Origin of the sequence: Paenibacillus soyae (genome assembly GCF_024623455.1) — a bacterium.
In the GTDB taxonomy this organism is placed as follows: Bacteria; Bacillota; Bacilli; order Paenibacillales; family Paenibacillaceae; genus Pristimantibacillus; species Pristimantibacillus soyae.
This window is the reverse complement of record NZ_JANIPJ010000003.1, coordinates 1-26,301: the sequence shown is the minus strand read 5'-3', so window position 1 is coordinate 26,301 and position 26,301 is coordinate 1. Positions and strand designations below refer to the sequence as shown.

Below are 26,301 nucleotides of genomic sequence, written 5' to 3'. Positions count from 1 at the left end.
ATGCCCTATTTGAGGTTGTTCAAAAAGTCCACTTTTGATCACGAAGCGTATCAGGAAGCCTAATCAGCATCAAATATCGAATTCAGCCGAAACTTCCGGTGCTCACGTAGCTCCACTACGCTCCGCTCCTCAGTTTCTAGCTTCATCCGATCTTCTCGGTGCTGAAAACTGAACTTTTTGAACTTGTATTTTATTTTTCGCTATACAAAAAAAGAGAGGGTAGGGTGAGGTCAATTGAAAAAAGTGAGAAAAGCCATTATTCCTGCTGCTGGTCTCGGTACCCGGTTTTTACCGGCGACGAAAGCCATGCCGAAAGAAATGCTTCCTATCGTTGATAAGCCTACCATTCAATACATCGTGGAGGAAGCCATCGAGTCGGGCGTGGAAGACATTATCGTCGTAACGGGCAAAGGCAAACGGGCGATCGAGGATCACTTCGACAGCGCGTTTGAGCTGGAATATACGCTCGAGAGCAAGGGGAAGCTCGACATACTGGAGGAAGTAAGGAAATCCTCGAACGTGAACCTGCACTATATCAGGCAGAAAGAAGCGAAGGGGCTTGGCCACGCCGTATGGTGCGCCCGCAATTTCATCGGGGACGAGCCGTTCGCCGTTCTGCTTGGCGACGATATCGTGGAAGCCAGCACTCCTTGCACCAGGCAGCTGATCGAGCAATACGATCTTACGGGTCGCTCGGTAATCGGCGTGCAGGCCGTCCAGCCGGATCAGACGAACCGCTACGGAATAGTCGATCCCGGCGAGACGATGGGGCGCCTCTATCAGGTGAACCGGTTCGTCGAGAAGCCGCCGATGGGACAAGCGCCTTCCAACCTGGCCATTATGGGCCGCTATGTCCTGACGCCGGAAATATTCGAATACTTGGGCCAGCAAGAAATCGGGGCGGGCGGAGAAATTCAGCTGACCGACGCGATTCAGAAGCTGAACGTGGCTCAAGGGGTCTACGCCTACGATTTCCAAGGCAAGCGGTATGACGTGGGCGAAAGGCTCGGCTTTATTATGACGACCGTCGATTTCGCCCTTCGGAACAACGAGCTACGCCATCAGCTCTTGACCGAGCTAGGCGAACTGCTCGAGAGGGAGCACGGAAAACAATTGATTGCGATAGGGGGTGAATAATGATGCAACCGCAGTACCGCGATGAAGTCGCAATAAACAGGCCTAACGAATATCGTTTTTCTTTGAATTCGGTGCTCAAGAGGACCATTGATATCACCGGTTCTTTGATAGGTTTGATTCTGTTAAGCCCGTTGTTCGTCCTCATTGCCGTTCTGATCAAGCTCGAGGATCCGAAAGGCTCCTTATTATTCTATCAAACGAGAATCGGCAAGAACGAGAAGCCGTTCCGGATGTTTAAATTCCGCTCAATGGTAAGCAACGCCGAAGAAAGGCTGAAGGAGCTGCTCGACCAGAACGAAATCGAGGGCGCCATGTTCAAGATGAAGAACGACCCGCGCATTACGAAGGTCGGGAAGTTCATCCGCAAGACGAGCATTGACGAGCTTCCGCAGCTAATCAACGTGCTTCGGGGCGAGATGTCCTTGGTCGGTCCGAGACCTCCTCTTGTGAGGGAAGTCGCGGAATATACCGATTACGACAAGCTGCGGTTGACGGTTACGCCCGGCTGCACGGGACTATGGCAGGTTAGCGGCCGCAATGAACTCAGCTTTAAGGAAATGGTCGAACTGGATTTGAAATATATTCAAAATCGGAGCGTTATTTTTGATTTAATCATCATATTCAAGACGTTCCGAGTGCTTTTCGGGGCAAAAGATGCATTCTAAGGCGGAAAACCAATGAAAAAAATGATGTTTATTACGAATAGGCTGCCGTTTCCGAATACGGACGGCAGAAAAAATCTGCTTCAGCAATACATTCAGCAAGTCAAAGACATCTATCCCGAATGCCGGATCGTGAATTTGTCCTTTGTCGACGACAAGAAGTACTTGGAGCACAAGCCGGATGCGATTGCCCGGCTCGAAAGTCTGGAGCTGCCAGGCATGCTAGAGAAGCTGTTCAATGCGCTGGTCTACTCCTTGCTTATGCGGAAGTGGCCGCTTCAAGTATCCGTCTATTACTCCCGGAGAACGCATCGGCGGATCAAACAGTTGATCGAGGAAGAGCAGCCGGAATTCATCTTCTACGACATGGTGCGCGTCGCGGAGTACGTGGCGGACGGAACCGGGCAGCGCGTGCTCAGCTATGATGACCTGCTGTCCTTGCGCTATGAACGTCAGCTTCAATGGTTCCGGTACATTCCGTCCGTATTCGGCGGCTTTTCGGACAAGCTTCCGTCCGGGCTCAAGCGGTTTGCCGATTTGAAGTTCATTCAGAAATGGCTCATCGCGTTCGAAAGCAAGCTGCTGCATAAGTACGAGAAGCATGCTGCACGCCATTTCCAGCATCTGATCTTCACTTCGCCCAAGGAAGCGGAGACGTTCCGGCAAATCGTAAGCCACCGTTCTTGTCTCGGCATCCCGATGCGATTCGATCCGGATGGGCAATCGGCGGGGAATCCCCGCCCTTACGATCGGAACAAGCTCGTCTTTGTCGGGAAGATGGACATTCCCCACAATAGCTCCGCGTGCGTTTTTTTCTGCGAGAAGATATGGCCCAGCATCAAGCGGAAGGCGCCCGACGCAACATTCTATATCATCGGCAAAAACCCGACCGCGGAAGTGCTGAGGCTGCAGCAGACCTATCCCGGAGTGATCGTAACCGGCGAAGTGGATGACGTGAAGCGGGTCGTGAGCGATGCCGCCTTAATGATCGCTCCGCTGCTGTTCGGCACGGGAATCAAAACGAAAATCGTCGAGGCGATGTCTTGGGGCGTCCCCGTCGTCACGAATCCGATCGGCAGCGAAGGCATCAATGCCATTAATCACGAGGATCTGTTCGTTTCCGAAACGGATGAGGAAATGGTGCGGAACGTGCTCCTGCTGCTGAACGACAAGGAAATGAACGAAAAAGTCTCGCGCAATTCGATCCGTTACGTGAGCCGTCACTTCAGCAGCTCCGTAACCCGCAAAAATCTGGAGTTGATATTATCGTACAGCCATTAACGAAGCAGGCGCTCATTGTCCGAAATCTGGTTATCTCTCTATTCCTATTATCCTTGATGCTTCTGACGTACGACAGCTTGCCGTATATCCCGTTCTCGGTCTACCGGCCGGTATCGATGTTTCCGATGTTCCTTGCTTCCGTCTTGCTCCTGCTGACCGACTTCAGGTTCAAGAAAGGGGATGTCTTTCTTCTCCTCTTCGCGATGTACAGTATCGGGCATTCCTTGATCGTCGCTACGACGAACGGCGATATCGGCAGCAGCGCGTCGCATGTCATTACGCTGTTGTTCGGCTTGTCGATGTACAGGGTAACGGTATATGTCTGCGAGCAGGCGAAGAAGGATCCGGAAATATGGAGGGGCATCGCCAAAAGCATCGCGATCGGGTTCATTCCCCCGCTCGCTGCCGGAATTCTGCAGTTCTTCGATTCGTTCTTCGTCCGCAGCGGATTTTCCGGCGCCTTTACGGGGCTATTCGCGGAGAAGGTGTATCTCAGAAGAATCCAGATGCTGTCGGGAGAGCCCTCATGGGCGGCGATTCATATGCTAAGCGGCGGACTTATCCTGTTTTTCCTGTACAAACGGGGCTTTCGCAAGCTGCTGCTCCTGTTTATAGCCACCATATTTATACTCGTGGTGTCGTTCTCGGCTTACGCCTACATGGTGCTGCTGACCGCGCTGGTTATTTACGTGCTGGCAACGAGCAAGAACAGAGGCAAGATGCTGGCCGTTCTGGCGGCCTGCGCCTTCGTCGTTGTCGTAGGCGTGCCTTATCTGATCGAAACGTTCAAGATAAGCGGCTACTTTACGGACCGCTTTCAGTTCGATCTCAATCAATTGATGAATAACGACAATTCTTTTTTTATCCGGGTGGTGTTTCCGGCCATCGGTTTCCTGGAATTCGCCAAACATCCGATTTTCGGAGTAGGCGGCGGTTATTACTATACGGAATTTGCCTCCCTTCTACAGCAGCATTTCAGCAGTGGATTGAAATTCACCGAAGTATACGATCTAGTGTTTAATAAGCCCGATGCAGCCACGTCGAGAAATCTGGTGTCGAAGGTGTTCGCGGAGGAAGGCCTTATCGGGGTTATCCTCTTTGGAGGGTTTCTCGTTTCGATTTTTCGTAGCTGCGGGGCAAATCCGTATTCGAAATTCGCTTTTGCTTTATGCATCGCTCTTGTCATGAATTTTGATTCTTATGCGTTTCTGGATTTCTGGTTGTTGTTCGGGTTCATCCGCGGGGGTGGGTTCGACCTATCTATAGCGAATGGAGACGAAAGGCATGAAGATCGTTATCGTAAACAGCTTGTACACGCCGCATATAATCGGCGGCGCGGAAATATCGACGCAAATTTTGGCCGAGACGCTTGCACCAGTGGCAGACGTGCACGTGTTCACGACGGGCGGGCAGAAGAGAAGCGCCGGCATCCAAGCTGAGAGGATCAATGGGGTTACAGTGCACCGCCTCCCCTACAACAATCTGTATTGGATCGGAGAGGGGGAGGGCCGAGGCACGCTGCAGAAGGTAGCCCGCAGGCTTATCGATATGTACAATCCGATGCAAATCGGGGCCGTATCGGGCTTGCTTAGGCAAATACGGCCGGACATCGTCCATACGCAAAATTTGTCCGGGTTCGGAGCGGGGATCTGGTCGGCCTTCCACCAAGCGGGCGTGCCGATCGTGCATACGCTGCGGGATTATTCGCTCATCTCGCCCGTCAGCTCGCCGATAGCGAATCCGCTGCTGGCGCGGTTATACAAGCTGCCTTCCCTTGCGTTCAGCAAGCGGGTATCCGCGGCGGTCGGCATCTCCTCGCATATCTTGAACCGGCATACGAAGTCGGGCTTGTTCCCGAACGCGGAGCACCTCGTCATTCCGAACGCGGTGGAGGGCGACATCGCCGCGGGCGAGAAGGAATTCGAGCGCAAGCCGCTGCGCGTCGGCTATTTCGGCAGAATCGAGCAGGAGAAGGGCGTCCGCGAGATCGTCGAAGCCGTCCTCTCGCTGCCGGCGGAGCAGGTGGAGCGGCTCTATGTATGCGGCGAAGGCAAGCTGAAGGATGAGCTGGCGGCTGCTTGCGGCGATGACGGACGCATCGTGTTCACCGGCAAAGTGAAGCCGGCCGAGGCGCGGGACCTAATGGCCAAGGTGGACGTAACCGTCGTTCCCTCGATTTGGGAGGAGCCGTTCGGCCGGGTCATCATCGAATCGTATCAAGTCGGGACGCCGGTATACGCCTCGGCCGTAGGCGGAATTCCCGACGTCGTCATGAATCGCGGGTATCTGTTCGCGCCGGGCAGCTCGGGCGCGATCCGGGACAAGCTGACGGAGTATTACCGCCGCTCGGCCGAAGAGAAAGCAGCGATTCAGAAGGAGTGCCTGGAGCACAGCCGCAAATTCACCAAGCAATCGCTGCTTGAACAGCATAAGGAATTATACCAATCGGTCATGCTCGGGCAATCCGGCATTGCTCTATCGGAGAATTTATTCTCCGAGAAAAAAATGAAGGCCGGCGTAGGAAGGTAGTTTATTGTTATGGCACAGTTGGCAATCCAAAAACGGCTAAACGGGAACGGCCTCGTTCAGACGATCATGCGAACGAGCGCCACCAATTTCTTGGTGATGGTCATTACGACGATCACCTCCATCGTGACGGCGAGAATGTTCGGCGTCGAGGGCAAAGGCGAGTTTACGGCGATTCTATTCTGGCCGACCTTCCTGGTCGGAATCGTCGGCTTCGGTCTTCCCACTTCCCTCATCTACAACATGAAGCAGCAAGCCGGCAGAGGGGCCGAATTCATCAGGGCGGGATTTCTGTATCAGCTCGCGGTAAGCATCGTGATCGGCGTCGTATCTTGGATCTGTCTCCCGGTATGGCTGGGCGGCTATTCCGCGGAGGTCATTCAGACCGCGAAGTGGTACACCGTGCTGACGTTGCCGCTGCTGCTGGCGGTCAATCTGACGGCGGCTCTGGCGCAAAGCTCGGATAACTTCCGAACGTACAACGGCGTAAGGCTGTTCGTCCCGCTCTTCAATTTGGCGGGAATCGCCGCGCTCTACGCGGTCGGGGTACTGAGCATTCACGCCGCTTCGTTCGTCTTCTTGATCACGACGCTGCTCGTCGTCATTTGGTCCTTGTACCAGCTGAGGGGCGAGCTCCGGATCGATTGGCTCAGGCGCATGGTCGACAAGGCGGCGGCCGGCTCGCTGTTCGGCTACGGCAGCCGGGTGTTCGGCGTCGAGCTGCTCGGAACGCTGTATACGCAGTTTGACAAAATCATTATTTTATCGCTGCTCACGCCTCGGGATCTCGGTTTGTACAGCGTCGTATACGCGCTGTCCCGCGTGTTCAACACGGTTCAGACGGCGATCTCGAACGTCATCTTTCCGAAGCTGACGGGAATGGACAAGGACAAGATCCTGTCAACGGTCGGCCGAGCCTTCCGGCTGTCTCTTATTCTAATGACGATCGTGGTCGTGCCGAGCATGTTCATCGGCAGGTTTCTGATGGGCCTCTTGTTCGGCCATGAATTTCTGGAGGCCAGCACCGCCTTTTATCTGCTTTCGATCGAATGCATACTCGGCGGCGGCTCCTGGATTCTGGCCGCTTCGTTCAACGCGCTGGGCCGTCCCGGCCTCGTGCTGATCCGGCAAATCATCGCGCTTGCGATTACGATCGGACTATTCTTCCTCTTCACGCCCCTGTACGGGCTGAACGGAATCGCCTTGGCGCTGCTAGTCGGCGCGCTGGTGAGAATGCTCGTGACGATAGCCGCGATGCGGGTCGCATTCAAAGTGAGGATTGCCGGCATGTTGTACGACAAGGACGACTTCCGCTTCCTGATGGGGCGTTTAAGAGAGAACAAGATCATGAAAAGAGTTGGAAGAGCAGGTGGAAATGGATGAGTAACCCTACGGTCTACATGTGGCCGAAAGCAAGCCCGCATAACAAATACTCCGAGCTGCTGACGAAGTCCATCGAGGACAACGGCCTGCAGGTGGAGCATTACGACAAACGGAACCCCCTGAAGCCATCCAAGGGAGACATCGTCCATATGCATTGGCCCAGCTACTCGTATCAAGCGTCGAGTTTTCCGTTAACGCTCATCAAGTCGCTGTTCTTTGCCGGACTTCTTCTGTTCTTGAAGGCGCGGGGCGTGCGGCTGTTCTGGACCGTTCACAACGTCTGGCCGCATTCGACGGGCAAAAGCAAATGGGATTACCGTATGCGCAAGTTTATATTGTCCGTTTGCAACAAGGGCTTTGTCTTGAGCGAATCGGTCAAGCAGGAAGTAACCGAGACGTTCGGGGTCAGCGCAGACAAGCTGATCGTTACGCCGCACGGCCATTACGTGGATGCCTATGTCGGCACGGGCACGGATATCCGGGGGCGGTTCGGCATCCCGCCGGAGCAGTTCCTGTTCTTGTTCGTCGGTCGCATCAATGCGTACAAAGGGGTCGAGAAGCTGGTCGAAGCCTTTCTATCGCTTAAGCTGGAATCGGCCGGCCTGCTTATAGCGGGCAAGGTAGACGACGGCTACAGCCTGGATTACATCGATCCGATCAACGACGGCCGAATCAAGGTGTATCCGCAGTTCGTGGACGATCGCGAGCTGGTGGATTTCTTGAAGGCCGGCGATGTCATGGTGCTGCCATATAACCAGATCACGACTTCCGGAAGCGCGATTCTCGCGCTCTCCCATTTCAAGCCGGTCGTTGCGCCGCGGCTCGGCTCGCTTAGCGAATACATTGCCGAGGGATGCGGAATCTTGTACGATCCCGACGACCCGGACGGATTGCGCAAGGCGCTTGCGAAGTCGATCGACATGAATATGAGCGAAGCCGAGAAGCATATTTCGAAGAAACTCGCGGAGCTGGACTGGCAAGGGATCGCCGGGAAAATGATCAAGGTCTACACCGGCACAAAACGGTACGAGGTGAACGTATGAAAGCGACGGTAGCGATATGCACGCATAACAGGGCCGAAGACGTGAGGGAAGCGCTGTTCAGTCTTCTGCAGCAAAGCTTCACGGGCGATTACGAGGTCATCGTGGTCGACAACCGGTCCACCGACAATACCAGGCTGGTCGTCCAGGAAGTCAAGCGGATGACAAGCATTCCGATCCTGTATGTCTACGAGGAGCGGCTGGGCCTGTCCGTTGCCCGCAATCGCGCGATTCGCGAGGCGAAGGGCGACTACATCCTGTTCCTTGACGACGATGCGGCGGCCTCCAAGAACTGGATTGAAGGCATTGTGTCCGTGTTCGAGTCCGATCCCCGGATCGGCTGCGTCGGAGGCAAGATCGATCCGGCGTGGGAAGGGGCGGAGCCGACCTGGCTTCTGCCGGAGAACCGCACGCTCTATACCATATTGGACTACTCGCAGGAAATCGTGGAAATGAAAAAGCCGGCCATCCCGTTCGGAGCCAATGTCGCTTTCCGCAAATCCGTGTTCGATACGCTGAAGCCGTTCCGCGAGGACCTGGGAAGAGTGGGAAGCAACCTGCTCTCGAGCGAAGAAGCCGAGCTCATTGACCGTATCCGCAGCCGCTATACCGTCTATTACACCCCTCATGCCTGGGTTCGGCACAAAATACCCCGAAGCAGAGTCAGCCGCAAGTGGCTGCTGCGCCGGATCTATTGGCAGGGCGTGAGCAGCGCGGTGAGCTCGGAGCGGAAAACGGGCATTTTCGTTAAATCCGTACTGAAGGTGCCGGTGTTTCTGGCGCTCACGGTCGTCTTCTTCTTCGATAAGCATCGGATTTTTCGCAATATTAGCAAAATTATATACAATAACGGCTTAATCAGCGGCGTTCTGCGAACTTATAACTAGAATAACGAGAAGGGAGCAAAGCGGTGGATCGGGCAGCAAACATAAAGAGAAACCGTCGCGCTATTTTTTACTTGATCTCGGTCTTATGTTTACTCCTAACCCTGATCCCGAGAAGCGGTCATGCGGACAGCGCCATTGCCGCGGAATTAGTCGTTGACGATCTGGCGGATTGGAGTCGCGTCTACAAGCGGTCGAAGACGCTATCCCTGCAAGTGCATGACGGCTTCGACGACCCCACCAGGGTGATCCGAAGCTATGCGCCCAAGGAATACATCACTTACCGGACGGACGGCCCGCTGAGGACCTTCACCTTGTACGCCTACTATCGGGAGGACAGCAAGGCGTACGATCAGCCTAATTTCTATGTTTCCGCCGACGGCAGCGATTACGAGAAGGTAACGCCTCGCAGCTACCATGATGCGGACAAAGTCAATCACGTCGCGTATGAGCTGAATGGTCTGGGCACGGACGCCCGCTATTTGAAAATCGAATTCACCGGCAAAGATGTCGCGAATTCGCCCTTCCTCGGAAAAGTGGTGCTGAACGGTCCGATAGGCGTAACCGCTAATCTGCCTTCGGGATCCGTCCCTTACGGCAGCATGATCATGCTGCAGAGGGCATCGAACGGCGATACCGTCTATTACACGACGGACGGAAGCGATCCGAGAACGTCCCTGACGCGCAAGCATTACGCCTCGCCGATCACCGTGCTGAACGAGCTCTCGCTAAGGACGACCGCCGTCAGCCATCCAGCCGCGGGCAAATCGGCGGCAAGCCGGGTATCCGCTTACCATTACGTTCCCGAAGGCAAGCTGGATAAGACGGTGGGCTTGTACGATCCGCTCGACGATTTCAAGCAGCTTGCCGGCCGCTCGAGCGTCTACATGGAGAATGAAGATTCTTACTACTTCGGCAACGATTCGAGCCGGATCGTGCGAACGACCGAGAAGCCGGGGCACATCGTCTACCATACGAATGACGATATGACGTCCTTTATGGTGAACAGCTACTTCTTCGCGGGAAAAGCGATCGAGAAGCTTCGAATCTATGCATCGAGCAACGGCAGCGATTATACGGAGCTGGCCGCTGCCGCTTACGCGGTAGGACAACCTGTATCCAATTGGCAGAAATATACGTACGAAGCGACGTCGCTGCCGGCGGGCACGAGGTATTTGAGAATCGAGCTGCGCGGAGGGGTCGCATGGTCGCCTCAGATTTCGGATGTCATGCTTAACCGGAATACCGCTTCCGTAAAGGTGCAGTCGATCAGAAACGGCGATTCGCTGCAAGCGGTGCTGACCACGGCTTCGAGCGGGGCCCGCATTTATTACCGGCTGAATAAAGAACCCGCCTTCCGGCGTTATACCGAGCCGCTTGAGCTCGCCGGCTATAACGTGCTGGAAGCCTACGCGGTCAAGGAAGGCCTCGAGCCGAGTCCGATCCGCAGCTATACGCTGAACGCCAGCGATCAAATCCAGGTGGACCGGTTCGGCCAGATCGAATCCGCCGACTTTCCCGGGAAAGTCACAAGCGAACAGCAGCTGAAGGCGGACGCCGTTACGGACGCCACATATTACGGAGGCTTGAAGCCGCCTGCGAACAGGGATGCGTACGGCGGCCTGGCCGGCAGCGCGACGAAATACGGCTTGCGGAAAACGGGCTTTTTCGCCATCCAGCAGCTGGGAAGCCGCAAGGCGATGACGACCCCGGACGGCAATCTCTTCTTCAGCTTAGGCGTGAACGGGCTGACGGCGAACGAAACCTATGCGATGGTCAAAGGCCGGGAGGAGCAGTTCGAATCGATACCGTCCATTCTTGAGGATTATCGAACGGCCTATAACGGACAAGCCAACTTCTCGTTCTACTTGGCCAACAAGTACCTCAAGACAGGCAAGGTCCCAACCGAGCACGCGATTTATTCGGAAGCGGCCGAGCGGATTAAGAAATGGGGATTCAACAGCGCGGGAGGCTTCTCGCCGGACAAATACGGCGCGGAGAACGATCTGCCTTACGTGCGGATGCTGCCGTTATCCAGCATGAGCTGGGCGAAGATAGACGGGCTCTCGCTGTTCGATATTTTCGCTCCTGACGCGGCCGCCAAGCTCGAGAAGTCGTTTGCCCAATACGTCGCGCCGTATAAGGACGATCCGATGCTGATCGGGTATTTCATCGACAACGAATATGAATTCCATAAGTTTTATACCCACGTGCCGAAGCTGAAGGCAAGCGAAGCGGCGATCAAGGGACGCTTGGTCAAACGGCTGAAGGACAAGTACCAGGAGCTCTACAAATTCAACAGCGAGTGGCAGACGAACTTCGAATCCTTCGAAGAGTTGAAGGAAGCGGAGCTGCCGCTTAAGACGTCGGCGGCTTGGCGCGATATGGACGCCTTCTACCGATACTACCTGGATACGTTCTACGGGACGGTCTCGCGGCTCTACCGCAAATACGATCCGAATCATCTTCTCCTAGGCGACCGATGGCTGATGACGCCGTTCCTTAACGAGAAGTTTCGAACCGTTATGGCGGAGGTCGAAGGGAAGTACGTCGACGTCATCAGCATCAACAACTACAGCTATGACTTGGATGCCGGCCTTCTGGAAGACGTACACGCGAGATCGGGCGGCAAGCCGATTCTGATCAGCGAGTTCGGGTTCGGCACGGCGGAGCAAGGCCTCGCGCCGCTCCTGCCGAATTCCGCCGACAATCAGTCCGAGCGGGGGTTGCGTTACCGAAATTACGTAGAGGCGGCCGCGAGCTTGGAATACATGGTGGGCGCCCACGTGTTCAATTACGTGGATCAGGCCGGTCTCGGCAGATACTGGGAAGGCGAATGGGGCGAACGCTACAACTCGGGTCTCGTCAATGTCGTCGACCGGCCGTACAAGGACTATTTGGACGGCGTCATGGCGACCAACTACGACATTTACAAGGTCATGCTGGGGGAGAAGCCCAAGTACGAATGGAGCAACAAATGATCGGTGAGGTGAAGGTTGTCGTGGACGGAAGGAAGAGAAGCCTCAAGGAATATGTCAGATACGGATACCGCATTCTGCTTGGCTTGATGTTCCGGACGAGGCTGGATCAAGGAGGCAGCCTGCTCCGGGTCTGCGGGAGAGTCATCGTATCCAAAGCCAAAAACGCCAAATTGATCGTCGGGAGAAACGTCATCCTGCATCAAGATATCGGCCTTTATCTGGAATCGGGAAAGGCGAGGATCGAAATCGGCGATCATACGTTCATTAACCGAAGATCGGAGATCAGGTGCAAGGAGCAAGTGAAAATCGGTAGTCATTGCGCGATTTCCTGGGACGTGTCGATCATCGACACCGACTACCATCAGCTTGTCGGCACCGAATCGACGAAGCCGGTCTTCATTGGGAACAAGGTGTGGATCGGCTGCAAATCGACGATTCTGAAGGGCATCACGATCGGCGACGGCGCCGTCGTGGCGGCGGGCTCGGTCGTCACGAAGGACGTGGCTCCCTATACGCTCGTGGCTGGCGTGCCGGCCAAGGAAATTAAAAGGAACGTCGAGTGGACCCTATAAACCGAAGATGGGGATTGTTAGATAAGTTGAACGAGTTAACCGAACAAAGTAGCGGAGCAAGAGCGATGAATCTGGAGAAGCGTCAGCGTTCGCCTTTGTTCGCAGATTACATCCTCGGATCATAAATTCAAGTAATCTGCGAACAACAGCGATCGGAAGATCATCACTCCCCGCGCAGCAGCCGATTGTGAAGTCATTTCTTTAGATAAATAAAAGGAGAGAGTTATCATGCAGAGCACTTCGAGTCTTCACCAGATGGACGTGCTGAAAAACAAGCTTCGCCAAATTACGGACGTCATTCCGCCTGGCTCCAACATTTATTATATCGACATTCCCGTGTACAACAACGGAGGCGACATGCTCATCATGAAGGGCACGGAAGCGTTCTTTCGGGACTACAACATTCGCGTCCATGCGCGTTACAGCGTGCTTGATTTTCCCGATTCGCTTGTCATCCCGAACGATATCATTATCGTGCTTCAAGGGGGAGGCAACTTCGGGGATCTGTATCCCACGCATCAGAAGCTGCGCGAGAAGATCGTCGCCGGCTATCCGAACCATCGGATCGTGATTCTTCCGCAGACGATCTTCTTCAAGAAAGAGTCCGAATTCGACCGGACGGCGCAAATATTCAACCGGCACAAGGACGTTCATCTCTACGTCCGCGATCCGTTGTCCTTGCAAGCCGCAACCGAAAAGTTCCATCGGTGCAACGTGTATCTATCGCCAGACATGGCTCATCAGTTATGGCCGATCCGTCATAAGGACAGCCCGCAAAAGGATTTGCTCTGCTTCTTCCGCACGGATATCGAGAAGACGGCCGAGCAGGAACAGCTCGAATCCGCGAGCCGCGGCGACTATCTAGACTGGGGCTCCCTGTACAACAGGATGGAGCAGAAATCGATTCATCTCATGGTCCGAATGTTCAAGAGCGGCGCCGGCCCGCTGCCGATGCACGCGATCTGGGGCAAGTACACCGATTATTTGGTGGATAAAGCGGTCAAGCGCTTCAGCGGCTACCGGAGCGTGCAGACGTCAAGGCTTCACGGCCATATCTTGTCCTGCCTGATGGATAAGCCGAACACGCTGCTGGACAACTCTTACGGCAAGAACTCCAACTATTACAACACCTGGACAAGCGGCATCAAGTCTGCCCAGTTGATCGTGAAGAACTAAAGCTAACTAAGATGAACTAGACAACTGAACAAAGAAGCGGAGCAAGAGTAATGAATCTGGAGAAGCGTCAGCGCTCGCCTTTGTTCGCAGATTACATCCTCGGTCATACGTTCAAGTAATCTGCGAACAACAGCGATCGGAAGATCATTACTCTTGCGCAGCAGCCTCTTGTTGGAATTTTCAGTTCATATGAACCATAGAGGAGGAGTAACCATGAAGATTGTTCTACTCTCGGGAGGCTCGGGCAAACGCCTATGGCCGCTGTCGAACGATTCCCGCTCCAAGCAGTTCCTGAAGGTGCTGAGAAATTCGGAAGGGAAGCTCGAGTCGATGGTGCAGCGGGTTTGGGGGCAGATCGAAAGCGCCGGGCTTCGCGAGCATGCTTACATCGCGACGAGCAAGCCGCAGGTCGAGATGATCCACAGCCAGCTTGGCAGCGAGATCGAGGTGATCGTCGAACCGGAAAGAAGAGATACGTATCCCGCGATCGCGCTGGCGGCCGCCTACCTGTATTCCGTGGAAGGCGTCAGCTTGAACGAGACGATCGTCATCATGCCGGTCGACCCTTACGTCGAGGAATCGTTCTTCCTGAAGACCAAAGAGCTGGACCGCGTCTTGAACGAGTCGGGAGCGGATTTGGCGTTAATGGGCGTAAAGCCGACGTATCCTTCGGAGAAATACGGGTATATCGTTCCGCAAAGCGGGACGCCGCTTGACGCACCCTATATGAACGTGCACAGCTTCCGGGAGAAGCCGCCCGAAGAGGAAGCAAAGGCGATGATCGAGCAGGCCGCTCTATGGAACTGCGGGGTGTTCGCGTTCAAGCTGGATACCATCATCAATATATTGCTGTCGCACGGGCATCCGATCCAATTCGACGAGATGGTGAAGCAGTACGGCAAGCTTCCGAAGAACAGCTTCGACTACGAGGTTGTCGAGAAAGCGAACACGATCGTCGCGCTGCCTTACGAAGGGGATTGGAAGGATCTCGGGACGTGGAATACGCTGACGGAGGAAATCGCCAGCCCGATGATCGGCAAGGGGATCATCACGGACGATTCGTCCAATACGCATATTATTAACGAATTGGATATTCCGATCACGCTGCTTAACGTATCCAACGTCGTCGTCGCGGCGAGCCCGGACGGCATTCTCGTCTCGGACAAGGCGTCAAGCCCGATGATCAAAGAGGTCATGAAGCATTCGGATCAGCGTCCGATGTACGAGGAGCGGCGCTGGGGCCGTTACCGGGTGCTCGATTATTTGAAATATCCGGACGGTACGGAAGTGTTGACCAAGCGGCTCTGCGTCGGACCGGGCAATAACCTTAGCTACCAGTATCATCTGCTTCGGGACGAGGTATGGACGGTCGTCTCCGGCAACGGGGAGATGGTGCTGGAAGACAAGCGATTCCCAGTAAAGGCCGGAGACGTGCTCACGATATCGAAGCAGAGAAGGCATAGCCTGCGAGCGGAGACGGAAATGGACATCATCGAGGTGCAGACCGGGTCGGAGCTTATCGAAGAGGACATCGTCCGGCTTGCGTTCGATTGGGAAGAAATCATGCAAATATGCGCGGAGCAGGCGAGGGGTATCCAATAAAGGGAGTGATGAGAATGAACATTACGGTTATCGGCACCGGCTACGTCGGGCTCGTCTCGGGCGTCTGCTATTCGGAGCTGGGCAATCAGGTCATCTGCGTCGACAAAGATGCCGGGAAGATCGACATGCTGCAGGCCGGCGAGATTCCGATCTACGAGCCGGGACTCAAGGAATTGGCGGACAAGAACCGTTCCGCCGGAAAGCTCGCGTTCACGACCGACCTGACCGAAGCGGTGCGGCAATCGGACATTATCATTCTGGCCGTCGGAACGCCGCCGATGCCAAGCGGCGAGGCGAATATGGCCTATATCAACCAAGCCGCCCTCGACATCGCCGAAGCGATGAACGGCTACAAAATCATCGCCATCAAGAGCACGGTGCCGGTCGGCACGAACGAACGGATCCGGGAGCTGATCCGCTCTACCACCTCGGAGCCGTTCGACAGCATCTCGCTGCCGGAATTTCTGCGCGAAGGCTCGGCCATCCAAGATACGATGAATCCGGACCGAATCGTCATCGGCGCCGATTCCGACAGCGCGGCTGACACGATGGTTCGGCTGCATCGGCCCCTGACGGAGCAAATCGTCGTGACGGATATCCGCAGCGCGGAAATGATCAAATACGCGTCCAATGCTTTTCTCGCCACGAAAATATCGTTCATTAACGAGATCGCGAACATTTGCGAGAAGGTAGGAGCGGACGTGACGAAGGTTGCGGGCGGGATGGGCTACGACAAGCGGATCGGGCAGTCGTTCCTCAAAGCCGGGATCGGTTATGGCGGCTCCTGCTTTCCGAAGGATACGAGAGCCCTGATCCAAATCGCCGGCAACGTCGATTACGAGTTCAAGCTGCTCCGTTCGGTCGTGGAAGTGAACCAGGATCAGCGGTTTAACGTGATACGCAAGCTGGAGACGATCTTCAGCGGCCAGCTGAGAGGCAAGACGGTCGCGATATGGGGCCTGGCTTTCAAGCCGAATACCGATGACGTCCGGGATTCGCCGGCGCTGGAGATCATTCAATATTTGGTCGAGAACGGCGTGAAGGTGAAGGCTTACGATCCGATCGCGATGGATAACTTCAAGGCTTTATACGGCAAGGAAGGCGTCGTATGGTGCAATCAGGCGCTCGAGACGGCGCAAGACGCGGACGCGCTTTGCCTGCTGACGGAATGGGACGTATTCGCGCAAATCGATTTGAACCTGCTGCAATCCGTCATGAAGCAGGCCATTCTGATCGACGGTCGCAACGTGTTCGAAGAAGAAGATTTGCTCGGGACCGCGTTCGTGTATTATTCCGTCGGACGGCCGAGCCTGAACCAAGGCGTGAAGCAGCAAATTCCGGTCATGCAGTTGTAATTCTAACGATAGCGGGGTTCTTACATGACGAAGAAAGCAGAGAAAATTGATTTAAGCGATATTTCGAATGAATTATCCTTTCTGTTATTCATTCTGCGCGAGGCTAAGGAACGGGATGAGCAGCGAATGCGGGAATACGCTTCGAAGACGAAGTGGGATTCCTTCATCCAATTAGCCCTGCATCATCGCGTCTATCCTATCGTTTACTCGAAGCTAAGCCAAATCCGTTCATCCTGCATTCCCGCCGATGTTATGGAGACACTCCGCTACCATTACAACGCCAATGTATTGAAAATGATGCAGCTTACGAGAGAGATGAACACGATATGCGGCCGATTATCCGCCGGCGGCATACGGACTCTCATCTTGAAGGGGCCTGTACTGGCCGTTCAGCTTTACGGCGATATGGCGCATCGGACGTCCAAGGATTTGGACATTCTGATCGATATCGAAGATTTGGAAAGCGCGGAGGAAGCGATGGCGCAGCTCGGGTACATTGCTGAGGATAAGCCGACAGCCAAACCGAATTGGAAAAAGAAGACGCATCATCTCTCGTTCTGGCACAAAGAGAAGGCCGTTCAAGTCGAAGTCCATTGGCGGATCAATCCTTACTCCGGCGGCGGCACGCATTCGTTCGGGCAGCTGTGGGAACGCAGAAATACCGTCGACATCATGAATTTATCCTTTCATTGCTTAGGAAATGATGACCTGCTCTACTATTTGGCCGATCACGGCGCCAGGCATGCCTGGTTCCGGTTGCGCTGGCTGGTGGATATCGATCGGTTGATCCCTCGCTTGAACGTCGACGAAATGCTCGTTTACTTGAGGAAGCACGGCGGACAATCGTTCGCCGGGCAGGCGTTCCTGCTCTCCGAGCAGCTGCTCCATTCGAAGCTTCCTTCCTCCATGGATGGGCTGACGAATAACAAGAAGACGATCAGACTGGCAAGAACGTCTTTGTTTTTCTTGAAAAGGATCGTGAAATTAAACCCGGTTCCGGAGAAAAGCGTCGTATGGCCCTATTTCCGGTACAGTCTATCGCTAATGACAGGCAGGCAGCGGGCGAGGTATCTATTGAATCACTTAGAGCCTAACGGGAAAGACATGTCGCAGCTGCCGCTGTACAAACCGCTACACTTTCTCTATTTCCCGCTCCGGCCGTTCCTATGGTTCTGGAGGCACATCATAAATAATTGAGATTGGGGTGTTTACGCTGAATGATTATCGATTATTTGGTTTGAACATCAGGAGTCAAATGGTTCTGCCAGAGGGATTGGAAATGAAAGGCATGCAGAGCGTCGACGTGGAAATCGACGTGAATCCGCCGCAGGACCCTGTCGGGGATTCGTTTGAGACGGCGAACTACGGCGTCGATAACGGCCGATTCCTGTTTCATGTACCCGAAACGGCCGTTTACAGCGTCGCGGACGGGAATCATATCGCGATAACCCCTTATCCGGCAGCGGACGAGGCGAAGGTTCGGCTGTTCCTGCTCGGAACCTGCATGGGGGTGCTGCTCATGCAGAGAGGCATATTGCCGCTGCACGGGAGCGCCGTCGTCATTGACGGGAAGGTATACGCCATCGTAGGGGAATCCGGCGCTGGCAAGTCGACTCTAGCCGCGGCGTTCGCCCGCGCGGGATATCCGTTAATGACGGATGACGTAATTGCGGTCGACTTAAGCGGCGATGCGCCGCTCGTCCATTCGTCCTATCCCCAGCAGAAGCTGTGGGAGGAAAGCATCGAGCAGCTGGGCTTGCAGGATCGCGGCTATTCCTCGATCTACCAGAGGGTGAACAAATACGCGGTGCCGATACGGTCTAGGTTCTGCAGAGAGGCGCTCCCTCTCGCGGGGGTCGTCGAGCTTGTCAAGTCGGAAGAACCGAAGCTGTCCATGCAAGCCTACAATCAGCTGGAAGGGCTTCATGCGCTGAACGTGCATACGTACCGGAGTTCCCTACTCCATCTGATGAATAGGCAGCAATGGCAATTCCAATCGATTGCCCGGCTCGCTTCCGAGCTGCCGGTGTACCGGCTCCGTCGTCCGGTAGACGGATTCTCCGCCTTTGACCTGGTGGATTCCATCATACGTTTAACCACTAAAAAGGAGGTTGTGAATTCATGAGCGTCGATACTATGGCTTCTAACGAGCTTTTTGTACAGTCGCAAGGCTACCTCGTAAGCGAAATGAACGGCGAGAAGGTCATGCTGAGCATCGAGAACGGCAAGTATTACAACTTGGGCCAGATCGGGGGGCGGGTATGGGAGCTGATCGAATCCCCGGCGTCCATTCAGGACGTGGTGGATCGGTTAGTGGCCGAATACGTCATCGAACCCGAGGACTGCCAGCGGCAAGTCCGCCAGTTCCTGCAGCAGCTGAAAGCCGAAGGACTCATCCAAGCCGGTAAGGAATAATGAGCTTGTTCCGAAGAGCGGCGAGAAAAGCCAAACGATTCGCGGCTTATCCCGCGGAATTGAAATTTATGTACGCGGAGGCTTACTTCTACCTGGCTTGGGCGAGGGTGCTTAAGCTGCTTCCGTTCGCGAAGGTGGCTCCGTCGCTTGGCACGCAAAGGAAGGAGACCTCCTATGCGAGCACGACGGAGGAGGCTCTGCTGCAGCGCAAGGTATCCAAGGCCGTTCACGCGATGAGCCGCGTCACCTGGTGGGAAAGCCAGTGCATGGTCAAAGCCGTCGCGGCGATGAAGATGCTGCGGCGAAGAGGAATCGCGAGCACGCTCTATCTGGGCAGCGGCAGAGACGATGGCGGCAAGATGATCGCGCATGCCTGGCTGCGCAGCGGGTCGTATTACGTAACCGGCAACGAGAAGCTGGAGAGATTTGCCGTCGTTGCCGTGTTCGGGAATGACAGAGAAGCCGCGGGGTTGTCGCAAGTGGAGCGTTAACCTGCATTAGGAGTATGCCATATGAGGGATTTGTTCTATTTTATACGAAAAATGCACCGGGACTCCGGGTTCCGACTGTACCTTAATATGTTCACGACATTCGTGATCAGCTGCCTGGACGGAATCGGCATTTATCTGATTGTCCCCATGCTTAGCTTAATAGGCGTTTTTCAAATGAATATGGATGAAGTGCCGCTCGTGTCGACTTTGTTCGAGGTCGTCGATTCCTGGTCGATCGAGCTTAGCTTGCCGATCGTGCTTGCGATATACGTATTAATCGTGGGGGGACAAGCCCTGCTGCAGCGGAGCCAGATGGTGCTGAATTCCCGTATCCTGCAGTCCTATGTTCGTTCTCTTCGGACGGAAACGTATCGAGGGCTGCTCCAGGCCAGATGGGAGTTCTTCCTCCGCAAGCGCAAGTCGGATTTCCATCATGTCATGGTGAACGAGCTCGGACGGGTCAGCTATGGCTCCTCACTCTTCCTGCAGATGGTCACGGCCATTATCTTTACGGTGATTCAAATCGGCCTGGCCTTCTGGCTGTCCCCGCTGCTAACGGCCGTCGTGCTGGCGAGCGGCGGCATGCTCGCCCTGTTCTCGCGCAAGTTCGTCAAGAAGGCGGGACGGATCGGCGATCAGACGTCGGAGCTGTCGCAAAACTATTTTGCGGGAATTAACGAGCATTTTAACGGCATCAAGGACATTAAGAGCAACAGGCTGGAACGCTCGCATATCGGTTGGTTCGACGGCATGAGCAAGCAGCTGGAGAGCAACGTCGTCCAACTGGTGCGCGTCAACTCGCTGTCCCAGTTCATCTACCGGATCTCGTCGATCACGCTGATTGCCGGGTTCGTCTATCTGGCTCTGGAAGTGTTCCGCACGCCGGCCGAGCAGCTCATCCTGGTCGTGCTCATCTTCTCGCGGCTATGGCCGAGATTTATCGGCATTCAGTCGAATTTCGAGCAGCTCGCGGCCAATCTGCCCGCTTTCCGCGTGATGCGCAAGCTGCATCAGGAGGTAGAGGAGGAGAAGGAGCTCACGTTGTCGGAATCGCCGGATACGAGCAGGCCGTTTCACTTGCAGGACGGAATCGAATGCAGGCAAGTCCATTACCGGTACGATCCGAAAGAGCCGGCATTTGCTCTGCGCGATATCAACGTCTACATCCCGGCGAATCGCATGACGGCGATCGTAGGTTCGTCCGGCGCGGGGAAAAGCACGCTGATCGATATGCTCATGGGACTTATCGGGCCGGAGCGAGGGCAGGTTCTGATCGACGGCGTTCCGCTGCGGGAGGAGAAGCAGCTTCTCGCGCTGCGGGGCTCGATCGGCTACGTGGCGCAGGAGCCCTTCCTCTTCCACGCGAGCATTCGGGATAACTTGAAGCTGGTAGATCCGGGCGCCGGGGACGCCGAGCTGTGGAACGCGCTTACATTTTCCGCATCCGACGAATTCGTGCGCATGCTGCCGCAAGGCCTGGATACGGTCATCGGCGATCGGGGCATTCGGTTATCCGGCGGAGAGCGTCAGCGAATCGTGCTCGCGAGAGCGATATTGAAGCGTCCGTCCATCCTCGTGCTGGACGAAGCGACCAGCGCGCTGGACAGCGAGAATGAGAGGCGCATTCAAGAAGCGCTTGAACGGCTGAAGGGCAGCATGACGATTATCGTCATCGCCCACCGCTTGTCAACCATCCGGAACGCGGATCAAGTCATTGTCATCGAGCAAGGCGAGGTCGTTCAGCAAGGCGGCTACAAGCAGCTGTCTCAAGAAGCCAAAGGCAAGTTCAAGCAGCTGCTGAGCTATCAGACGGGCATCAACAGTTAGTTCCGATAAGCCATTCGCCGTCAAACATCATGAGAAGGATTGGAGAAAGAATGAGCGCGATAACCGGAGTATTTCATTTTAACGAAGAACCCGTATCCGTCGAGACGATCGAAAGCCTGATGCAAGCCTTGCAAAAGTATCCTGCCGATGATGTCCGGGTTTGGCAAGACCGGTTTGCTTTTCTGGGTTGTCGCGCGCAATGGATTACGCCCGAATCGAGGGAAGAGCGGCTGCCTTATTACGATGAACGGCAGAAGCTTGCCATTACCGCGGACGCGATCATCGATAACAGGGAGGAATTGTTCGACCGGCTGCGGATCGAGCATTCCCGGCGGAGAGGGATGACGGACAGCGAGCTTATTTTGCTGGCTTACCTGGAGTGGGGGAAGGAGGCTCCGCAATACCTGGTCGGTGACTTCGCTTTCATGCTATGGGATGAGCGGCAGCGCCTTCTGTTCGGCGCGCGCGATCTGTCGGGAACTCGAACGCTGTATTATGTTCGCCATCCGCGACGATTTGCTTTCTGCACGGTGATGGATCCTTTGTTCGCGATTCCGGACGTCAAGAAGGAACTGAACGAGTCCTGGCTTGCCGAGTTTCTCATGATCCCGATCATTCTGGATACGATCGACGTTCACTCCACGGTTTATCGCGGCATCGGCCAAGTTCCTCCCGGCCATTCGATTACGGTCGAGGATGGGAAGCTTTCCTTGCAGCGATACGGGACGCTCGCGGCGCCCGTCGGGAAGCTGAAGCTGAAATCGAACGGCGAATACGAGGAAGCGTTTCGCTCCGTCTTTCAGGAAGCCGTTACCTCGAAGCTCCGGACGTACCGGAGGGTAGGCGCAAGCTTAAGCGGGGGACTCGATTCGGGAGCCGTCGCCAGCTTTGCCGCAGTTCCGTTGCGTAAGGAAGGGAAGAGCCTGCATTCCTACAGCTACGTGCCTCCTTCCGATTTCGTGGATTGGACATCGAAGAGCATGATGGCCGACGAGACTCCCTATATCGATGAAATCGTTCGGCATGTAGGAAATATTTCGCACAGCCACTTGGATTTCGCGGGTCGAAACTCCTTCGAGGAGATGGACGACCTGCTCGGCTTGATGGAGGCGCCTTATAAGTTTTTTGAAAACTCCTTCTGGATTAAAGGCATTCTCGAGCAAGCGAACAAGGACGGAGTCGGCGTTTTGTTGAACGGAGGGAACGGGAACTACTCGATCTCGTGGGGCCCGGCGCTGGATTACTACGCCCGGCTACTAAGAAAGCTGCGTCTGCTGCGGTTCTACCGCGAGCTGAAGCTCTATGGCCGAAACATGAGAATCGGGAGATCCCGGTTGCTGCCCATCGTCGGAAAAATGGCTTTTCCGGTTCCGTCCCGGGCCTCGAATCCTTCGCCGGATGTTCCGCTGCTCATCCAACCGGATTTAGCGGAACGAACGAAAGTGTTCGATAAGCTGAAGAACCATAACGTCGGATTAACGGAGTCTTCGATGGACGAATTCGAGGCAAGAATCGACCAGTTTGAAAACTTGTCCATTCTCAACCATCAGGGGACGTCTTCAACCAAATTATCGCTGCGGTACGCCGTCCGCGAAAGGGATCCGACCAGCGATCCGAGAGTCGTTCGTTTCTGTTTATCCGTTCCCGTGGAACAGTATGTCCAGAACGGGATCGACCGTGCTCTCGTTCGAAGGTCGACGGAACATTATTTGCCCGATAAAGTCCGGTTTAATCTACGCGTTCGTGGCGTTCAGGGGGCGGACTGGATCCATCGCATGAAGCCGTCGTGGGGCGCCTTTAGGGATGAACTTCATCAGCTTTGCCGAGATCCCGGGGCTTCGCATTATTTGAACGTGAGCCAAATCAAAGAATCGCTTTCGAGAATGGGGAGCTCTCCCAAACCCGAATGCGCCTTTGATCCGAACGCGCGACTATTAATGCAGAGCTTGATCGTTTACCGGTTCGTTCGGCAGTTCTCATCATGAATCCTTGAAGGGAGGTGAACCACATGACAAAGGAAACAAGGAAGGAATGGCAGCCGCTGAAGCTCGAGCTTCTTGACGTGAGCGCGACTATGGGCGGACCAAACGGAATTTATCCTGACCGCAATGGCAAAGGCAACAACAATGGTCACCCTCATGCGGAGGAGTCCTAGGCCTACGTAACGATCGTTTCTCGGATTGAAAGAAAGCCCTTATCCTTATCACTCTGATAAGGGCCTTCCTAACGATAAAGAAGGTCCAAGAGAGCTTTCTTTACCGTTAAGAGGGTAAAGGCCTAAGAAGAGGCATGTAAGAATCCTAGAATGGAGGTGAGATGACATGAGCGTTATGGCCGGAGTGATCCAATTCGATAGACCTCTGGAACCATCCGACGGCACGGCGGAATTCATGGAAGCCGTCCGGCATTTCCCCGGAAATGCTTTCGCGACATGGGAAGAGGATACGGCTCTGTTCGGCTGCCGGTCGCAGTGGATAACGCCGGAATCGGTTCGGGAACGGCTTCCCTTCCGGGACGAGCAATCCGGGCTGGTCATTACCGCCGACGCGATCATCGACAATCGCGGGCAATTGTTCGAACAGCTCGGAATCGGACAGGGCGGAAGGGACCTTCTAACGGATAGCGAGCTCATTCTGCTCGCTTACCGCAAATGGGGTTCGGAGACGCCGAATTATTTGGTCGGAGACTTCGCCTTCGTCATATGGGATGAAAGGAAGAAGCGGCTATACGGCGCAAGAGATCAGCTGGGCAGCAGGACGCTGTATTACCACCAGGGCCGGAACCGGTTTTCGTTCTGCAGCGTCATCCATCCGCTGTTCTCCCTGCCGGGTATCGACAAGCGACTGGCGGAGGAGCGATTCGCCGAATTTCTGGCGATCCCGACGCTGCTGGACGCCGTCGATGTTCACACGACTTACTTCGCGGATATCTTCCAGCTGCCGCCGGCACATTCGTTTACCCTGCAAGACGGGAAACTCGCGGTTTCAAGGTACGGTTCCTTCCTGCCGGAACGGAGTCTGATCTTGGGCTCCGACGACGAATACGTGGAAGCCTTCAAGGAGATTTTCCAGGAATCGGTCCGCGCCAGACTGCGCACCTTCAAGCAGGTGGGCGTCACGCTGAGCGGAGGACTCGACTCCGGATCGGTGTCGGCGTTCGCGGCGGGCATGCTCGCGGGGGAAGGCAAGAGCCTGCAGGCTTTCAGCTACATTCCCGAGCGCGACTTCATCGACTGGACGCCAAGAAGCATGTTCGCGGACGAAAGCCCGTACATTCAGTCCGTCGTCGACCATGTCGGAAACATGAACGCCCATTATTTGGATTTCCCCGGGGTAAGTCCTTTTACCGAGATCGACGAATGGATGGACGGGCTGGAAGCGCCTTATAAAAATTTCGAAAACGCGTTCTGGGTGAAAGGCATCCATGAAGAAGCGGCGCGTCAAGGAATCGGCGTCCTGCTCACGGGCGCCCGGGGAAATTATTCGATATCCTGGGGTTCCGCCATCGGTTATTACAGCCTGCTGCTGAAGAGGCTCCAGCTGCTTCAGTTATATCGCGAAATTTCCATGTACGGCAGACAGCTCGGTACCGGCAGGAAACGAATCGTCCGCGCCATCCGGCAGCAGGCGTTTCCGGAGAAAGGCGCTCCGTTCGAGCCTGGCGTGCCTTCCCTGATCGGGCCCGATTTCGCAAGAAGCACAGGCGTATTCGAGAAGCTGTCGCCGTACGACGTCGGCCTGCGTGAATCCACGTACCGGATGCTGACGGAACGCGAGGATTATTTCGGCAATCAAGCGGTGTTGAACATGCAGGGCACCATATCGGCGAAGTCGTCGTATCGCCTTGGCATATGGGAGCGGGATGCGACCAGCGATATCCGCCTGATCAAATTCTGCTTGTCGATCCCCGTTGAGCAATACGTGAAAGACGGGTATGGGCGATCTCTTATCCGAAGGGCAACCGAACATCGTTTGCCGGACAAAGTGCGATTAAACCAACGGACGCGAGGCGTTCAGGGCATGGATTGGGTACACCGGACCATCCCCCGGTGGTCATCCACCCTGGAAGAGCTTCACGCGCTGTGCGGAGACGAGCGGGCTTCCCGCTACTTGAACGTGCAGCAGGTGAAGGAATCGCTTAGCAAGGTAGGCCCGGCCCTCCGTCCGGATCAGGCCGACGATCCCCACTTGAAGCTGCTGATGCGAAGCTTGATTGCTTATCGTTTTCTCAAACGATTGCAATAGATAACCTGACTTGAAAGGAGGTGAAAGACGATGGAGAAAAAAGAATGGACGACTCTGTCCCTGGAAGTGTTGGAAGTATCCGAAACGATGGCAGGCTATGGCGTTTCGAAGCTGGACTTTACTTACGTTGACGGTAAGCTCGTAGACATTGATGTTTATGACTCCTAGTATTCTTCGGCACCAATCCGGAGGAGACTGATGGCCGCACTTAACTATACAGCAAGATAAGCCTATCGGTTTCTCGCACGGCAGAAATCGGAACAAGAAAGCTTTTGAGAGGAGGTGGAACGAATGGAGAAGAAGCAATGGACTTCGCTGTCCCTGGAAGTGCTGGAAGTATCCGAGACGATGGCAGGCTTTGGCGTTTCGAAAATGGACTTCACTTACGTTGACGGCAAGCTCGTAGACGTTGATGTTTACGATTCCTAGAATTCATCGTTTCCTTTAGCTCCGCGGAAAGCGCCGTAAAGGTTCACAGCTTCGGCTGTGCCTTTACGGCGCTTTTTTTGTGTCGACAGAAAGATTTATACGGCTAATGGAACTCACAGGCCTTATTTACGCTAAAAACCGCATTTATGAATCTCTTACGGAACCATAAGCCCTTGATATGAACGAAACCTGTCAAGCGTCTGTGTCGCTCCTACGTTTTTGACGCACTTGAATAAGGGTCTGTCAAAAAGTTTTTTGACAGACTTTTCTCGCTTGTAATCTAACTACCAGTAAAG

General features: G+C 54.8%; 23 protein-coding genes. All 23 read left to right on the top strand.

Annotation, left to right across the window (positions count from 1 at the left end; all coding sequences use genetic code 11):
- Positions 1-234 precede the first annotated feature (234 nt).
- Complete coding sequence (gene galU / locus NQZ67_RS05220; protein ID WP_257443432.1) at positions 235-1,137, top strand: UTP--glucose-1-phosphate uridylyltransferase GalU; 903 nt, start codon at positions 235-237, stop codon at positions 1,135-1,137.
- Entirely contained in the window at positions 1,137-1,802 is a 666-nt protein-coding gene (locus tag NQZ67_RS05215) for a sugar transferase (RefSeq protein ID WP_257443431.1), read from the top strand. Before galU ends, NQZ67_RS05215 begins: the two co-directional genes overlap by 1 nt.
- A gap of 12 nt (positions 1,803-1,814) precedes the next feature.
- Positions 1,815-3,080 (top strand): glycosyltransferase family 4 protein, encoded by a 1,266-nt coding sequence (locus NQZ67_RS05210; RefSeq protein ID WP_257443429.1) that lies wholly within the window; start codon positions 1,815-1,817, stop codon positions 3,078-3,080.
- Positions 3,081-3,304: 224 nt separating this feature from the next.
- Entirely contained in the window at positions 3,305-4,519 is a 1,215-nt protein-coding gene (locus tag NQZ67_RS05205) for an O-antigen ligase family protein (protein ID WP_257443428.1), read from the top strand.
- Complete coding sequence (locus NQZ67_RS05200; RefSeq protein ID WP_257444047.1) at positions 4,437-5,609, top strand: glycosyltransferase family 4 protein; 1,173 nt, start codon at positions 4,437-4,439, stop codon at positions 5,607-5,609. Before NQZ67_RS05205 ends, NQZ67_RS05200 begins: the two co-directional genes overlap by 83 nt.
- Positions 5,610-5,618: 9 nt before the next feature.
- Positions 5,619-6,989, top strand: coding sequence for a lipopolysaccharide biosynthesis protein (locus tag NQZ67_RS05195; protein WP_257443427.1), 1,371 nt, complete (start codon positions 5,619-5,621; stop codon positions 6,987-6,989).
- Positions 6,986-8,032, top strand: a complete 1,047-nt coding sequence (locus tag NQZ67_RS05190; RefSeq protein WP_257443426.1) for a glycosyltransferase family 4 protein — start codon at positions 6,986-6,988, stop codon at positions 8,030-8,032. Before NQZ67_RS05195 ends, NQZ67_RS05190 begins: the two co-directional genes overlap by 4 nt.
- On the top strand, positions 8,029-8,916 hold the full coding sequence (locus tag NQZ67_RS05185) for a glycosyltransferase (protein ID WP_257443425.1): 888 nt from the start codon (positions 8,029-8,031) through the stop codon (positions 8,914-8,916). Before NQZ67_RS05190 ends, NQZ67_RS05185 begins: the two co-directional genes overlap by 4 nt.
- A gap of 23 nt (positions 8,917-8,939) precedes the next feature.
- Positions 8,940-11,894, top strand: a complete 2,955-nt coding sequence (locus NQZ67_RS05180) for a chitobiase/beta-hexosaminidase C-terminal domain-containing protein (protein ID WP_257443424.1) — start codon at positions 8,940-8,942, stop codon at positions 11,892-11,894.
- Positions 11,879-12,466, top strand: a complete 588-nt coding sequence (locus NQZ67_RS30295) for an acyltransferase (RefSeq protein ID WP_306812724.1) — start codon at positions 11,879-11,881, stop codon at positions 12,464-12,466. The genes NQZ67_RS05180 and NQZ67_RS30295 overlap by 16 nt, the downstream gene beginning before the upstream one ends.
- A gap of 228 nt (positions 12,467-12,694) precedes the next feature.
- Complete coding sequence (locus NQZ67_RS05170) at positions 12,695-13,642, top strand: polysaccharide pyruvyl transferase family protein (protein ID WP_257443423.1); 948 nt, start codon at positions 12,695-12,697, stop codon at positions 13,640-13,642.
- Between the two features lie 213 nt (positions 13,643-13,855).
- A complete protein-coding gene (locus NQZ67_RS05165) occupies positions 13,856-15,244 on the top strand; it encodes a sugar phosphate nucleotidyltransferase (RefSeq protein WP_257443422.1) in 1,389 nt (462 codons plus the stop codon).
- Positions 15,245-15,258: 14 nt separating this feature from the next.
- Positions 15,259-16,599, top strand: coding sequence for a UDP-glucose dehydrogenase family protein (locus NQZ67_RS05160; protein ID WP_257443421.1), 1,341 nt, complete (start codon positions 15,259-15,261; stop codon positions 16,597-16,599).
- A gap of 24 nt (positions 16,600-16,623) precedes the next feature.
- Positions 16,624-17,796, top strand: a complete 1,173-nt coding sequence (locus NQZ67_RS05155; protein WP_257443420.1) for a nucleotidyltransferase domain-containing protein — start codon at positions 16,624-16,626, stop codon at positions 17,794-17,796.
- 82 nt (positions 17,797-17,878) lie between these two features.
- On the top strand, positions 17,879-18,724 hold the full coding sequence (locus NQZ67_RS05150; RefSeq protein WP_257443419.1) for an ATP-binding cassette domain-containing protein: 846 nt from the start codon (positions 17,879-17,881) through the stop codon (positions 18,722-18,724).
- Entirely contained in the window at positions 18,721-19,014 is a 294-nt protein-coding gene (locus NQZ67_RS05145) for a lasso peptide biosynthesis PqqD family chaperone (RefSeq protein WP_257443417.1), read from the top strand. The genes NQZ67_RS05150 and NQZ67_RS05145 overlap by 4 nt, the downstream gene beginning before the upstream one ends.
- On the top strand, positions 19,014-19,505 hold the full coding sequence (locus tag NQZ67_RS05140) for a lasso peptide biosynthesis B2 protein (protein WP_371825269.1): 492 nt from the start codon (positions 19,014-19,016) through the stop codon (positions 19,503-19,505). Before NQZ67_RS05145 ends, NQZ67_RS05140 begins: the two co-directional genes overlap by 1 nt.
- 21 nt (positions 19,506-19,526) lie before the next feature.
- Positions 19,527-21,332, top strand: coding sequence for an ABC transporter ATP-binding protein (locus NQZ67_RS05135; RefSeq protein ID WP_257443415.1), 1,806 nt, complete (start codon positions 19,527-19,529; stop codon positions 21,330-21,332).
- A gap of 50 nt (positions 21,333-21,382) precedes the next feature.
- Positions 21,383-23,317, top strand: a complete 1,935-nt coding sequence (locus NQZ67_RS05130; RefSeq protein WP_257443413.1) for an asparagine synthetase B family protein — start codon at positions 21,383-21,385, stop codon at positions 23,315-23,317.
- 23 nt (positions 23,318-23,340) lie between these two features.
- A complete protein-coding gene (locus tag NQZ67_RS05125; RefSeq protein WP_257443411.1) occupies positions 23,341-23,487 on the top strand; it encodes a paeninodin family lasso peptide in 147 nt (48 codons plus the stop codon).
- A gap of 166 nt (positions 23,488-23,653) precedes the next feature.
- Complete coding sequence (locus tag NQZ67_RS05120; RefSeq protein WP_257443409.1) at positions 23,654-25,576, top strand: asparagine synthase-related protein; 1,923 nt, start codon at positions 23,654-23,656, stop codon at positions 25,574-25,576.
- 30 nt (positions 25,577-25,606) lie between these two features.
- Positions 25,607-25,744 (top strand): paeninodin family lasso peptide, encoded by a 138-nt coding sequence (locus NQZ67_RS05115; protein ID WP_257443406.1) that lies wholly within the window; start codon positions 25,607-25,609, stop codon positions 25,742-25,744.
- 123 nt (positions 25,745-25,867) lie between these two features.
- The gene (locus tag NQZ67_RS05110; RefSeq protein WP_257443405.1) at positions 25,868-26,005 is read left to right on the top strand and encodes a paeninodin family lasso peptide; all 138 of its coding nucleotides are present in this window, start codon (positions 25,868-25,870) and stop codon (positions 26,003-26,005) included.
- The last annotated feature ends 296 nt before the right edge of the window (positions 26,006-26,301 follow it).